This is a genomic window from Nesterenkonia sp. F (genome assembly GCF_000220985.1).
Classification (GTDB): domain Bacteria; phylum Actinomycetota; class Actinomycetes; order Actinomycetales; family Micrococcaceae; genus Nesterenkonia.
In genome coordinates, this window is the sequence record NZ_AFRW01000130.1 from 14343 (window position 1) to 27577 (window position 13235).

The 13235-nt window shown below is 72.3% G+C and carries 11 protein-coding genes; 9 read left to right on the top strand and 2 right to left on the bottom strand.

The genetic code is table 11. The features are described 5' to 3' along the window. Positions 1 to 86 precede the first annotated feature (86 nt). The 7 genes from rhaI (at position 87) to GU5_RS15550 (ending at position 8584) form a co-directional block, all read left to right on the top strand. Complete coding sequence (rhaI, locus tag GU5_RS0112215; RefSeq protein WP_010525856.1) at positions 87 to 1253, top strand: L-rhamnose isomerase; 1167 nt, start codon at positions 87 to 89, stop codon at positions 1251 to 1253. Further along, positions 1253 to 2212 (top strand): alpha/beta hydrolase, encoded by a 960-nt coding sequence (locus tag GU5_RS0112220; protein ID WP_010525857.1) that lies wholly within the window; start codon positions 1253 to 1255, stop codon positions 2210 to 2212. The genes rhaI and GU5_RS0112220 overlap by 1 nt, the downstream gene beginning before the upstream one ends. Positions 2213 to 2326: 114 nt before the next feature. Beyond that, positions 2327 to 2731 (top strand): VOC family protein, encoded by a 405-nt coding sequence (locus GU5_RS0112225; protein WP_010525858.1) that lies wholly within the window; start codon positions 2327 to 2329, stop codon positions 2729 to 2731. Between the two features lie 75 nt (positions 2732 to 2806). Beyond that, positions 2807 to 3568: a DeoR/GlpR family DNA-binding transcription regulator gene (locus GU5_RS0112230; protein WP_010525859.1), complete on the top strand. Its 762-nt coding sequence runs from the start codon at positions 2807 to 2809 to the stop codon at positions 3566 to 3568. A 92-nt stretch (positions 3569 to 3660) separates the two neighbouring features. Continuing rightward, positions 3661 to 5706: a bifunctional rhamnulose-1-phosphate aldolase/short-chain dehydrogenase gene (locus tag GU5_RS0112235; RefSeq protein ID WP_010525860.1), complete on the top strand. Its 2046-nt coding sequence runs from the start codon at positions 3661 to 3663 to the stop codon at positions 5704 to 5706. A 15-nt stretch (positions 5707 to 5721) separates the two neighbouring features. Beyond that, positions 5722 to 7221, top strand: coding sequence for a rhamnulokinase family protein (locus tag GU5_RS0112240; RefSeq protein WP_050806685.1), 1500 nt, complete (start codon positions 5722 to 5724; stop codon positions 7219 to 7221). 100 nt (positions 7222 to 7321) lie between these two features. Continuing rightward, a complete protein-coding gene (locus tag GU5_RS15550) occupies positions 7322 to 8584 on the top strand; it encodes an alpha-hydroxy acid oxidase (protein WP_010525862.1) in 1263 nt (420 codons plus the stop codon). A 185-nt stretch (positions 8585 to 8769) separates the two neighbouring features. Here GU5_RS15550 and GU5_RS0112250 read toward each other — a convergent pair whose 3' ends face one another. Both GU5_RS0112250 and GU5_RS0112255 read right to left on the bottom strand, forming a co-directional pair. Continuing rightward, complete coding sequence (locus GU5_RS0112250; RefSeq protein WP_010525863.1) at positions 8770 to 9711, bottom strand: electron transfer flavoprotein subunit alpha/FixB family protein; 942 nt, start codon at positions 9709 to 9711, stop codon at positions 8770 to 8772. Beyond that, the gene (locus GU5_RS0112255) at positions 9708 to 10526 is read right to left on the bottom strand and encodes an electron transfer flavoprotein subunit beta/FixA family protein (RefSeq protein WP_010525864.1); all 819 of its coding nucleotides are present in this window, start codon (positions 10524 to 10526) and stop codon (positions 9708 to 9710) included. The genes GU5_RS0112250 and GU5_RS0112255 overlap by 4 nt, the downstream gene beginning before the upstream one ends. 328 nt (positions 10527 to 10854) lie before the next feature. Here GU5_RS0112255 and GU5_RS15555 point away from each other — a divergent pair, with 328 nt between their 5' ends. Together GU5_RS15555 and GU5_RS0112265 are read left to right on the top strand one after the other, a co-directional pair. Continuing rightward, positions 10855 to 11847: a CoA ester lyase gene (locus GU5_RS15555; protein ID WP_010525865.1), complete on the top strand. Its 993-nt coding sequence runs from the start codon at positions 10855 to 10857 to the stop codon at positions 11845 to 11847. A 140-nt stretch (positions 11848 to 11987) separates the two neighbouring features. Next, positions 11988 to 13160 (top strand): acyl-CoA dehydrogenase family protein, encoded by a 1173-nt coding sequence (locus tag GU5_RS0112265; RefSeq protein ID WP_010525866.1) that lies wholly within the window; start codon positions 11988 to 11990, stop codon positions 13158 to 13160. Positions 13161 to 13235: the final 75 nt, after the last annotated feature.

Genomic DNA, 13235 nt, shown 5'->3' on the forward strand with positions numbered 1-13235 from the left:
ATAAAGTCTACGTAGGTATTGAAACGATTTATATCAGGCGGCGGCCGGTCTGCAGGACGACCGGCGGCCGGCGGAACTGAGGAATGATGACGACTTTCGCAGAGATCGCTCCGCAGCTGGAGCACCAGGCCATCGAGGTCCCCTCCTGGGCCTACGGCAACTCCGGCACGCGCTTCAAGGTCTTCGGCAGCCCCGGTACGCCGCGATCGGTGGAGGAGAAGATCGCCGACGCCGCGGCGGTGCACCGCTTCACCGGTCTGGCCCCGCGGGTGGCGCTGCACATCCCGTGGGACCTGGTCGACGACTTCGGCGCGCTGCGCTCGCACGCCGAGGGGCTCGGCGTCGAGCTGGGCACGATCAACTCGAACACCTTCCAGGACGACGACTACAAGTTCGGCGGTCTGACCCACCACGACCGGCGGATCCGGCAGAAGGCCATCGACCATCATCTGCAGTGCATCGAGATCATGGGCGAGACCGGCTCCCGCGACCTGAAGATCTGGCTCGCCGACGGATCCAACTATCCGGGGCAGGCTGACATCCTGTCGCGCCAGGAACGGCTGGCCGACTCGCTGGCGGCGATCCACGCCCAGCTCGGCGACGAGCAGCGGCTGATCCTGGAGTACAAGTTCTTCGAGCCGGCCTTCTACCACACCGACGTCCCGGACTGGGGCACGGCTTTGACCCACGTGCAGGCCCTCGGCGAGAATGCGAAGGTCTGCCTGGACACCGGCCATCACGCCCCGGGCACCAACATCGAGTTCATCGTCGCCCAGCTGCTGCGCGCCGGGAAGCTCGGCTCCTTCGACTTCAATTCGCGCTTCTACGCCGACGACGACCTCATCGTCGGCGCGGCCGACCCCTTCCAGCTCTTCCGGATCCTCTTCGAGGTCATCCGCGGCGGCGGCTATGCCCCGGAGTCCGACGTGGCCTTCATGCTCGACCAGTGCCACAACGTGGAGAAGAAGATCCCGGGCCAGATCCGCAGCGTGCTCAACGTCCAGGAGATGACCGCACGGGTGCTGCTGGTCGACCGCGCCGCGCTCTCCGACGCCCAGGAGGCCGGCGACGTGCTCACCGCCCACGAGATCTTCATGGACGCCTTCTACACCGATGTGCGTCCCGACCTGGCGGCCTGGCGCGAGTCCCGCGGTCTGCCGGCCGACCCGATGCGCGCCTACGAGGCGTCCGGCCACCAGGAGCAGATCGAGACCGAGCGCGTCGGCGGGGCGCAGGTGGGCTGGGGCGCCTGATGAGCACGCCAGGTCCCCGCACGCCGTCGGCGGCGCTCGAGGCCGTCGAGGCGGTCGATCGCATCCTCGACGGGCCGCATGGTCAGCTCCCGGTGCGCACCTATCGGGCGGCCGCGGCGGCCGGGCCGGGGGAGCCGGCGCAGGTGCCGACGGCGTCGCAGCCGGCCACGACGTCGGCGCCGCGCCCGCTGCTGGTCTGGGCCCACGGCGGCGGCTTCGCCTACGGAAGCCTGGACATGGCCGAAGGCGACTGGGTCGCCCGGGCGCTGGCCGTCCGCGGCGTCGCCGTGATCTCGGTCGACTACGGTCTCGCCCCGCCGGTCGAGGCGCTCGAGGCCGGAGAGCTGCGCCAGGTCGCCGCCGACGCCGGAGTCCACCACCCGGTGCCCGGCGAGGAGCTGGCCTTCGCCCTGGACTGGGCGCGCGAGCAGGCACCGGGCCTCGGCGCCGACCCGGCGGCGGTGAGCCTCGGCGGGGCGAGCGCCGGCGGGAACCTCGCCGCCGGCGTCGCCGTCTCCCGGCTGGGCGACGGCGGCACGCCGCCGCGGCACCTGGTGCTCGCCTATCCCACGCTGCACGCCGTCCAGCCGCCGACGCCGGAGGGCCTGCGGGCGCTGCTCGACGCCGATCCCGAGGCCGACCGCTTCGGCCCCGACCCGGTGCGTCGGATGTACGAGAACCACCTGGGCGGCCCGATCGAGGAGGCCCCGCTGGCGGCGGTGCCCGGAACGGCGACGCCCGAGCAGCTGGCCGGGCACCCGCCGACGACGATCGTCACCAGCGAGGTCGACGAGCTGCGCGTCTCCGGCGAGGCCCATGCGGAGACGCTGCGCGCCGCCGGCGTCGACGTCGAGCTCGCCATGGAGCCCGGGGTGCGGCACGGCCATCTGAACCGTCCTGACGAGGGGCAGGCGGCCGTGAGCACGATCGAGCGCGTCGCCGCACGCCTGCTGGGCTGAGGGACCGGACGCCGAAGCGCCGGCGGGGCGACGGGCAGTTCCTGCCGCGGCGCGTCGTCCGGCATGCTGAGCCGGTGACCGTGCGCCCCTGGCACGGATCCGGAGAGGAGCCCCATGAGGATCACCATCACCAGCGTCTATGTGGACGACCAGGAGAAGGCCCATGCCTTCTACACCGAGACGCTCGGCTTCCGCACCCAGGTGGACGTCCCCGCCGGCGAGTTCCGCTGGCTGACCGTCGTCTCGCCGGAGGATCCCGACGGCACCGAGCTGCTGCTCGAGCCTGACGCGCATCCGGCGGCGAAGCCCTTCAAGGAGGCGCTGGTCGCCGACGGCATCCCGCTGACCCAGTTCAGCGTCGACGACGTCGCCGCCGAGCACGAGCGGCTGGCCGGCCTCGGCGTGCGCTTCACCCAGGAGCCGGTGGACATCGGGCCCGCCGTGCTGGCGGTCTTCGACGACACCTGCGGCAACCTCATCCAGATCATCCGGATGAAGGACGACGCCGACCAGGGCTGATCTCCGGAGCGGTCCGGGCGGTCCGGCCGGGCGGGGCCTGAGCGTGCGGGCGCCGGTCCGGTAGCATCCCTGCCCATGGCCACCTCCTCCTCCCTCGACGGCGAGTCCCGCCGCGCCCGCCTGCTGGAGATCCTCGAGTCGGAAGGGCGGATCACCAGCAGCGAGGTCGCCGAGACCCTCGACGTCTCGGCGATGACACTCCGCCGGGATCTGGCCGATCTCGAGGCCGCCGGTCGGCTGCGCCGAGTGCGCGGGGGAGCGGTCGCCCCTTCCCAACCGCGCAGCTTCGCCGAGCGCAGCGGCCGGCGAGCGGCGGCCAAGCGGACGATCGCTTCCAAAGCCCGGCAGCTGGTGCCCCAGCGCGGGACCTGCTCCTTCGACGCCTCGTCCACTGCGGGGGTGCTGCTGGCCGGGCTCACCGGCGCCGGCGAGCTGACGGTGGTGACCAACTCCGGGGAGAACTTCGAGGCCGCCGCCGGGCGCCCCGGCATCGAGCCGGTGCTGCTGGGCGGCACTCGGCAGGAGACCACCCGCAGCTTCGTCGGTCCGCTGGCCGAGCTGATGGCCTCCTCGCTGCAGTGCGCGCGCTTCTTCACCTCCGCCGCCGCCCTCGACGCCGTCTGGGGAAGCTCCGAGGCGACGCCGGAGGAGGCGGCGCTGAAGCGGGTGCTGGCCGACCACGCCGACACCACGGTGATGCTGGCCGACTCATCGAAGCTCGGCGCCCGCGCCGTCGCCCGCGGCGTCGGGCTGGACGCCGTCGACGTGCTGATCACCGAGCTGGACCCCGACGACGCACGCCTGAATCCCTTCCGCGAGCTGGTCGAGGTGCGCTGACTCGGCCGTGACCCCGGCGGGAGGTGTTGATCCACGCCACACTCGGTGATACTTTGTGTGCGATCGCTCAGGAACGCACACCAGGAGTCGTCATGTCCGAGTCGCAGAACCCCGCCGTCGAGGCGCTGATCACCCGCTCCCATCGCCTGGGCGCGGATCCGAAGAACACCAACTACGCCGGCGGCAACACCTCCGCCAAGGGCACCGCCGTCGACCCGGTCACCGGCGAGGACGTCGAGCTGCTCTGGGTCAAGGGTTCCGGCGGCGACCTCGGCACGCTGAAGCCCGAGGGGCTGGCCACGCTGCGCCTGGACCGCATGCGGAAGATGGTCGACACCTACCCGGGCGTCGACCGCGAGGACGAGATGGTCGCGGCCTTCGACTACTGCCTGCACGGCAAGGGCGGCGCGGCGCCGTCGATCGACACCGCCATGCACGGCCTGGTCGACGCCGGCCATGTCGACCACCTGCACCCCGACTCGGGCATCGCCATCGCCACCGCCGCCGACGGCGAGCAGCTCACCGCCACCATCTTCGGCGAGCAGGTCGTCTGGGTCCCGTGGCGCCGCCCCGGATTCCAGCTCGGCCTGGACATCGCCGCGATCAAGGAGAAGAACCCGCAGGCGATCGGCTGCATCCTCGGCGGCCACGGCATCACCGCCTGGGGCGACACCTCCGAGGAGGCCGAGGCCAACTCGCTGTGGATCATCGACACCGCCGCCGCCTACATCCGCGAGCACTCGAAGGCCGAGCCCTTCGGCCCCGCGCTGGACGGGCGCGCCCCGCTCCCGAAGGCCGAGCGCCGCGCCAAGGCCGCCGCGCTGATGCCGACGGTCCGCTCGATCGCCAGCGAGGACAAGCCGCAGGTCGGCCACTTCAGCGACGATGACGTGGTGCTGGAGTTCCTTGCCCACGCCGAGCACCCGCGGCTGGCCGAGCTGGGCACCAGCTGCCCGGACCACTTCCTGCGCACCAAGGTGAAGCCGCTGGTGCTCGACCTGCCCGCCGACGCCTCCGTCGAGGACGCGACGGCCCGGCTGCGCGAGCTGCACGCCGCCTACCGCGAGGACTACCAGGCCTACTACGACCGCCATGCCGACGCCGACAGCCCGGCCATCCGCGGCGCCGACCCGGCGATCGTGCTGGTCCCGGGGGTGGGCATGTTCTCCTTCGGCAAGGACAAGCAGACCGCCCGCGTCGCCGGCGAGTTCTACCTCAACGCCATCCACGTCATGCGCGGCGCCGAGGGGCTGTCGACCTACGCGCCGATCGACGAGTCGGAGAAGTTCCGCATCGAGTACTGGGCGCTGGAGGAGGCCAAGCTGCAGCGCATGCCGAAGCCCAGGCCGCTGGCCACGCGCATCGCGCTGGTCACCGGCGCGGCCTCGGGCATCGGCAAGGCCATCGCCCAGCGGCTGGCCGCCGAGGGTGCGGTCGTCGCGATCGCCGACCTGGACCTGGAGAAGGCCCGGGCCGCCGCCGCGGAGATCGGCGGGACCGACCGGGCGATCGGCGTCGCCGTCGACGTCTCGAACGAGGACGCCGTCAAGCAGGCCGTCGACGAGACGCTGCTGGCCTTCGGCGGGCTGGACATCGTGGTGAACAACGCTGGGCTGAGCCTGTCGAAGTCGCTGCTGGAGACCACGGAGAAGGACTGGGACCTGCAGCACGACGTGATGGCCAAGGGCTCCTTCCTGGTCTCCAAGTCCGCCGCGCCGGCGCTGATCGAACAGGGCCTCGGCGGCGACGTCGTCTACATCTCCTCGAAGAACTCGGTCTTCGCCGGGCCGAACAACATCGCCTACTCGGCCACCAAGGCCGACCAGGCCCACCAGGTGCGGCTGCTGGCCGCCGAGCTGGGCGAGCACCAGGTCCGCGTCAACGGAGTGAACCCCGACGGCGTCGTCCAGGGCTCGGGCATCTTCGCCTCCGGCTGGGGCGCGAACCGTGCGAAGACCTACGGCATCGAGGAGAAGGACCTGGGCAAGTTCTACGCCCAGCGCACCATCCTCAAGCGCGAGGTGCTGCCCTCGACGGTGGCCAACGCGGTCTTCGCGCTGGTCGGCGGCGAGCTCACCCACACCACCGGCCTGCACGTCCCGGTCGACGCCGGCGTCGCCGCGGCCTTCCTGCGCTGACCGGAGGGGATGAGCATGGTGACGGCATCGACGACGGGTCGGACGAGCGGGCCGACGACGACGCATGCGGCCGTGGACCTCGGCGCCTCCAGCGGGCGCGTGGTCCTGGGCCGGATCGGACCCGACACCCTGGAGCTGACCGAGGCGGCGCGCTTCGGCAACGGCCCGGTGCACCTGCCCGACGGGCTGCACTGGAACCTGGTCGGCCTCTATGAGCAGGCCTTGGCCGGGCTCGGTGAGGCCGTGCGCGCCACCGCGGACGACGGCGGCATCGCCTCCGTCGGCATCGACTCCTGGGCCGTCGACTACGGGCTGCTGACCGGCGGCGCCTCCGCCGTCGGCGCCGGCGCGCCGTCGCTGCTGGGCACGCCCTTCCACTACCGCGACGCGCGCACCGCCGCAGGGGTGGACGCGGTGCACGCCCAGGTGCCCTTCGCCTCGCTCTACGCCCGCAACGGCCTGCAGTTCCTCCCGTTCAACACGCTCTATCAGCTGGCCGCCGAGCCCCTGCTGACCGGGCCCGCGTCCGCCGCCGTCGAGCAGCTGCTGCTGGTGCCGGATCTGCTCGGCCACTGGCTCACCGGCCGCTCCGCGGCCGAGGCGACCAACGCCTCGACCACCGGACTGGTCCACGTGGCCACCGGCGACTGGGACGACGAGCTCCTCGAGCAGCTCGGTCTGCCGCGGGCGATCTTCCCGGAGATCGCCGCCCCGGGGACCGCGCTGGGCGAGACCCGTGAGGAGCTCGCGCCCTTCCTGTCCGGCGCGCGCCTGCCGGTGACCCTGGTCGGCTCGCACGACACCGCCTCCGCCGTCGTCGGCACCCCGCTCTCGTCGCAGAAGGCCGCCTACATCTCCTGCGGCACCTGGGGGCTGGTCGGCCTGGAGCTCGACGAAGCGGTGGTCAGCCACGAGAGCCGCGCGGCGAACTTCACCAACGAGGGCGGCGTCGACGGCACCTTCCGCTTCCTGACCAATGTCATGGGCACCTGGCTGCTCTCCGAGACGCTGCGCACCTGGGAGCGCGAGACCGCCGATGCGCAGGATCTGCCGCAGCTGCTGGCCGCCGCGGCGGAGGTCGACGACGGCCAGGTGGTCGTCTTCGACGTCCAGGACGAGCGCTTCGTCGCCCCCGGGGACATGCCCGCGCGGATCGGGTCCTGGTGCACCGAGCACGACCTCCCGGTCCCGGCCTCGAAGCCGGCGCTGGTGCGCAGCATCGTCGAGTCGATCGCCGCACGATTCGCCTCCGCGCTCGACGACGCCGCGCGGCTGGCCGGCCGCGAGGTCGAGGTGGTGCACATGGTCGGCGGCGGCTCGCTGAACACGCTGCTCTGCCAGGCCACCGCCGACCGCTCCGGCCGCGACGTCGTCGCCGGCCCGGTGGAGGCCACCGCCATCGGCAACCTGCTCATCCAGGCGCGCACCGCCGGCACGCTGACCGGCTCGCTGGCCGAGCTGCGCGAGCTCGTCCGCCGGACGCATCAGCCGGCGCGGTATCGTCCTCGCAGCTGAGTCGTCCGATGCCATTCCCGGCCGGCGCGCGCCCCCGTGCGTCGGCTCCCAGCCCTCGCCGACCGGAACGGCCCGGCCGGCGCCGTCGAAGGAGAACACCATGGTGGAACGTCGACTGCCGGATCCCCGCGAGCTCGCGGAGCTGATGCAGTTCAAGAAGCTGGACCTCAATGCGAAGCGGCGCCGGCTGAACTCGGCGCTGACCATCGAGGATCTGCGCACCGTCGCCAAGCGCCGCACTCCGCGGGCGGCCTTCGACTACACCGACGGCGCCGCCGAGGGCGAGCTGTCCATCCACCGGGCGCGGCAGGCCTTCCAGGACGTCGAGTTCCACCCCGCGATCCTGCGCGACGTCTCCGAGGTCGACACCTCGGTGGAGATCTTCGGCGGGCCCTCCACCCAGCCCTTCGGCATCGCCCCGACCGGCTTCACGCGGCTGATGCAGACCGAGGGCGAGACCGCCGGCGCCTCGGCGGCGGGTGCCGCGGGGATCCCCTTCACGCTCTCGACGCTGGGCACGACCTCCATCGAGGACGTGCAGCAGGCCAACCCGCACGGGCGGAACTGGTTCCAGCTGTACGTGATGCGCCAGCGCGAGATCTCCTACCAGCTGGTGGAGCGGGCGGCGGCGGCCGGCTTCGACACGCTGTTCTTCACCGTGGACACTCCCGTGGCCGGCGCCCGGCTGCGCGACACCCGCAACGGCTTCTCCATCCCGCCGCAGCTGAGCCTGCGCACTGTGGTCGACGCGATTCCGCGGCCCTGGTGGTGGTTCGACTTCCTGACCACTCCGCCGCTGGAGTTCGCCTCGCTGACCTCGACCGGCGGCACCGTCGGCGAGCTGCTGAACTCGGCGATGGACCCCTCGATCTCCTTCGACGACCTGTCGATCATCCGCGAGCTGTTCGACGGGACGATCGTGGTCAAGGGCGTGCAGACCGTGGAGGACGCGAAGACGCTGGCCGACCTCGGCGTCGACGGCGTGGTGCTCTCCAACCACGGCGGCCGGCAGCTGGACCGCGCGCCGGTGCCGTTCCACCTGCTGCCCGAGGTCGTCCGCGAGGTCGGCGACGACCTCGAGGTCACCATGGACACCGGCATCATGCACGGCGCCGACGTCGTCGCCGCGCTCGCGATGGGCGCGAAGTTCACCTTCATCGGCCGGGCCTACCTCTACGGGCTGATGGCCGGCGGCCGCGCCGGCGTGGACCGCACCATCGAGATCCTCTCCACCCAGGTGGAGCGGACCATGAAGCTGCTCGAGGTCAAGACGGTGGACGAGCTCGGGCCCGAGCATGTCACCCAGCTGCAGCGGATGGCCCCGCGCGAGCTGCGCGGCGCGGCCACGCTCGACCCGCGCTGAGCGGGACGGCACCGTCGTCGGTGGCGTCTCCGTCGTCGTCCGACCGGCGCCGGGCACCGAAGATCCCCGAGTTCCCGCAGATTCATCGTGAAACAACGCGGTGACCCTGCGAGACCTCGGGGAGCTTCGTCGCCCGAGGAGTCATCGGCCGAGCCGTCTCGTCGCGCCCCGGAGCGGGCCTCAGCTCAGCTGCGCCGCCTGCGCAGCTCCTCGACCATCTGCGGCACGACCTCGAAGAGATCCCCGACGACGCCGAAGTCCGCGATCTCGAAGACCGGGGCGTCCTCGTCCTTGTTGATCGCCACGATGGTCTGCGCGGTCTGCATGCCGGCGCGCTGCTGGATCGCCCCGGAGATGCCGGCGGAGATGTAGAGCTGCGGGGAGACGGTCACGCCGGTCTGGCCGACCTGCGCGGCGTGGTCGATCCACCCGGCGTCGGTGGCCGCGCGGGAGGCGCCGATCGCCGCGCCGAGCTCGTCGGCGAGCTCCTCCAGCGGGCCGAAGTCGCCGTCGAGGCCCCGGCCGCCGGCGACCACGCACCGCGCCTCGGTCAGCGACGGCCGGTCGGAAGCCTCCAGCGGAGTGCGCTCCAGGACCCGCAGCTGTTCGGCGGCGGCCGCGGTGACCGGCAGCGTGACGATCTCCGGCGCCCCGCCGGGAACCAGGTGGGGCTCCGTCGAGTTCGGCTTCATCGTCGCGATCAGCGGACGGCCCTCGGCCACGCGGGCGGTGGTCGTGTAGGAGCCGGCGAGCACGGACTTGGTGACGCGCAGGTCATGGGACAGCCCGACGCCGTCGGTGATCAGCCCGGTGTCCAGCCGCACCGCCAGCCGCGCCAGCGCGTCCGTGGTGTCGGCGGTGTTCCGGGCCAGCACCGCATGGGCGCGGGTCTCCTGCACCGCGGTCTCCAGCAGATCGATCACCGCCGGATCCGGCGCATGGATCTCGCCCTCTCCGGTGTAGAGCGTGTGCACGCCCTCCAGCGCCAGCGCATGCACGGCGTCGGAGGTGGTGGAGCCGGTGACGACCTGCACCTCGCCGACGGCGTCGGCCAGAGTGATCAGCTCCTGCTGGGCGGAGGTCAGCTCGGCGCCGACCGATTCGAAGTAGACCAGGACAGCACTCACAGCACACGCTCCTTCTGCAGGAAGTCGACGATCTGCACGCCGGCGTCGCCCTCATCGGTGATCACCGTTCCGCCGTGCCGCGGCGGGCGCGGCTCGGCGGTGAGCACCTGGGCGCGCGGCTTCACCGCCGTCGGGCCGATGCCGACGCTCGTCAGGCTCAGCTCCGTCAGCGGCTTCTTCTTCGCGGCCATGATCGCCTTGAAGTTCGGGTAGCGGGGATCGTTGGCCTGGTCGGTCACTGAGACCACCGCCGGCAGTGCGGCGGAGACCTTCTGCTGCTCGACGGTGGCGGTCCGGGTGACGACCAGCCGTCCCTCGGAGAGCTCCACCGACGTCGCCTGCGAGAGCAGGTGCACGCCCAGACGCTCGGCCAGCTGGGCCGGCACCGCCCCGGACTCGCCGTCGTCGGAGGCCATGCCGGTGACCACCAGGAGCTGGGCGTCGAGCTCGGACACCTGCTGGATGCGCTCGATCGCGGCGCGCAGCGCGGTCGACGTGGCGGAGATGTCGGCGCCGGCCAATGCGTCGTCGGTCAGCACGTAGGCGTCGTCGGCCCCGATCTGCAGAGCCTTCTTCGCCGCGGCCGATGCACCCGTGGGCCCCATGGTCAGTGCGGTCACCCGGATCTCGCGCTCCTCGGCGGTCTCCTTGATCCGCAGGGCCGTCTCCAGGGGATATTCGTCCAGTTCTCCGAGGACCCCCTCGGAGCGGTCGATGTGCCGCTCCTCGGTGAATCGGCGCTCGAGCTGAGCATCCGGCACCGACTTCACCAGGGTGATGATGTGCAGGGGGGTTCCAGCTGCCGCGTCTGGCATGGGGCTGACCTCGCCTCGCTCTCGACTGTCCACGGGTGTTCGTCGCCGCGGTGCGGAACCGACGGCGGTCATCCCCGCCATCCTGCCACGGATCCGTGGTGGGAGTCATCGCAGGTGTCGTTCTTGACGCGCGGCACGACGGGGAAGGGGGAGGATGGAGCGGGCAGGGGCGAGGATCGCTCGCGGGCGCTCAGCCCGACGGCGGTCCCGGCGGCCCCGGCGCTCCTCGGCGTTCCCCGACGGAGACCAGCGGCGTCCCGACGTAGCCTGGGGCCATGCACCGCCGCCCGGGCCGTCCCCCGGATCCTGTCCGACCGGAGGGAAGCTGATGTCGATCCCGTCCACCGCACCCTGCGCCTTCACCCTCGGCCCGTCGCTGCTGTTCTGCCCGGGGTCGATGCCGGCGCGATTCGGCAAGGCCGCCGCGCGGGCCGACGCGGTGATCATCGATCTCGAGGATGCCGTGACCGCCGTCGACAAGCCGACCGCGCGGATCGACGTCGCCCGGGCGCTCGACGCCGGTGCCGCGCTGACGGCCGGGCAGATCGCCGGGCGGAGCGCCGGCGATGCGGCCGGACCGCGGGAGGCGGACCGCGACGAGCCGGCGCTGGACCCGGAGACCACGCTGGTGCGGCTCAACGCCGGCGATCCCGAGGAGCTCGAGGCGGACCTCCAAGCCCTCGACGGCGCCGGAGTGCGTCACCTCGTCGTTCCCAAGGCCGCGGACGTCGCCGTCCTCGATCGACTCCACGCGGCGATGCCGCAGGCCGGGCTGATCCCGCAGATCGAACGGCCCGACGGTGTGCTGGCCGCTTCCGCGCTGGCCGCCCATCCCGCCGTCGAGGCGCTCTTCTGGGGCACCGAGGACATGACCGCGGCTCTGGGCGGGACGACGTCGCGGACGCCCGACGGCGCGCTGCGCGGGGCGCTGCAGCACATCCGGCACATGGTGCTGATCACCGCGGCGGCGCACGGGCTCGCCGCTGTCGACGCGACCTCCACCGAGCTGCGCTCGCGGCCGCGGCTGACCGCCGACGCCGAGGAGGCCTGGGCCAGCGGGTTCGCCGCGAAGGCCTGCATCCACCCCGACCAGGTCGAGCCGATCCGGCGGGCGTACATGCCTGCGCCGGCCGACGTCGAGCGGGCCAAGGCGCTGCTCGCCGCCGCACCGTCCTCGCCGGCGGCGTTCCGCTTCCGCGGCGAGATGGTCGACGCCCCGGTGGTGGCCCAGGCGCGGCGCGTCCTGGCCCGCTACGACGCCGGCCGGGAGCACCACGAGGACCGCGGGCGCCGTCGCCACGACGCCGACGAGTCGGAGTGAGAGAATCGACGGCGGCGTCGCCGCGCCGTCGTCGCCCGCCCGCCGGTGGGAGAGCGCGGCGGGCCGACGCCGTGCCAGCCCGGTCGGCCGGGTGCATGCCCAGATCCGCCTGAGCCCCGACGTCTGTGAAAGGACCTGAGATGTTCCCCGGCTTCTACGAGGAGATCCACGAGGAGTTCCGCGAGGTGGTGCGCGAGTTCGTCGCCCGCGAGGTGACCCCGCACTACAAGGAATGGGACGCCGCCCACCTGATGGATCGCGCGGTCTGGGAGGCCGCCGCGGAGAACGGCCTGCTGGGGCTGGCCGTCGGTGAGGATCACGGCGGCATGGGGCTGACCGACTATCGGTTCCGGATGATCCTCGACGAGGAGCTCGCCCGCGCCGACGCGCTCGGGCTGGCCCTGGCGCTGCACCTGCACGATGACTGGGTGCTGCCGGCGCTGCGGCGCTTCGGCACCGCCGAGCAGCAGCAGACCTGGCTGCCGCGGTTCCTGGACTCGAGTTTCATCGCCTCGGTGGCCTTCACCGAGCCCGGCGCCGGTTCCGATCTGCGCGGAGTGCGCACCAAGGCGGTGCGGCAGGACGACGGCTCCTGGCTGCTGACCGGGCAGAAGACCTTCATCGGCAACGCCGTCTCCGGCGACGGCGCACTGGTGCTGGCCCGCACCGACGGCTCCGACGTGAAGCGGCGCGGGGGTGCGGCGTCCTTCAGCCTCTTCCTGGTGGAGAAGCAGGACGACTCCGGGTACCAGGTCGGCTCGCAGCTGGAGAAGATGGGGCTGAAAGCCTCCGACACCGCCGAGCTGTTCTTCTCCGAGGCCCGTGTGCCGGCCGAGAACCTCATCGGCGGCGAGGGCCGCGGGCTGGAGATCGCCAAGGAGATCCTGCCCCAGGGCCGGCTGGCCGTGGCCGCCGGGGCCGCCGCCGTCGCCGAGGCCGCGCTGGCGCAGACGGTGGACTACGTGCGCGAGCGGACCGCCTTCGACCGCCCGGTGGCCGAGTTCCAGAACACCCGCTTCCAGCTGGCCGAGCTGCAGGTCGAGCTCGAGGCGGTCCAGCGGTATCTGGCCGCGACGGTCGAGGCCTTCGACGCCGGCGAGCTGGACGTGGTCGGCGCCTCGAAGGCGAAGCTGTTCATCGGCGAGCGGGCGAAGTCGATGATCGACGCCTGCCTGCAGCTGCACGGCGGCTACGGCTACATCCTCGAGTATCCGGTGGCGCAGGCGTACCTGGCGGTGCGGCTGATGACGATCTTCGGCGGCACCAGCGAGATCCTGCGCGAGACGATCGGCGCGGACCTGCTGCGCGACTGAGCAGCTGCGCGGGGCTCAGGTCCGTCGAGCAGTTCGTCCGCCCATCGAGTGGCGGCTCCGAGCGGCATCTTCCCG

Coding starts and splice junctions, on each gene's coding strand:
- GU5_RS15555 (WP_010525865.1), top strand. CDS start 10,855: ATGTCGATCCCGTCCACCGCACCCTGCGCCTTCACCCTCGGCCCGTCG.
- GU5_RS0112225 (WP_010525858.1), top strand. CDS start 2,327: ATGAGGATCACCATCACCAGCGTCTATGTGGACGACCAGGAGAAGGCC.
- GU5_RS15550 (WP_010525862.1), top strand. CDS start 7,322: ATGGTGGAACGTCGACTGCCGGATCCCCGCGAGCTCGCGGAGCTGATG.
- GU5_RS0112220 (WP_010525857.1), top strand. CDS start 1,253: ATGAGCACGCCAGGTCCCCGCACGCCGTCGGCGGCGCTCGAGGCCGTC.
- rhaI (WP_010525856.1), top strand. CDS start 87: ATGACGACTTTCGCAGAGATCGCTCCGCAGCTGGAGCACCAGGCCATC.
- GU5_RS0112230 (WP_010525859.1), top strand. CDS start 2,807: ATGGCCACCTCCTCCTCCCTCGACGGCGAGTCCCGCCGCGCCCGCCTG.
- GU5_RS0112240 (WP_050806685.1), top strand. CDS start 5,722: ATGGTGACGGCATCGACGACGGGTCGGACGAGCGGGCCGACGACGACG.
- GU5_RS0112265 (WP_010525866.1), top strand. CDS start 11,988: ATGTTCCCCGGCTTCTACGAGGAGATCCACGAGGAGTTCCGCGAGGTG.
- GU5_RS0112235 (WP_010525860.1), top strand. CDS start 3,661: ATGTCCGAGTCGCAGAACCCCGCCGTCGAGGCGCTGATCACCCGCTCC.
- GU5_RS0112255 (WP_010525864.1), bottom strand. CDS start 10,526: ATGCCAGACGCGGCAGCTGGAACCCCCCTGCACATCATCACCCTGGTG.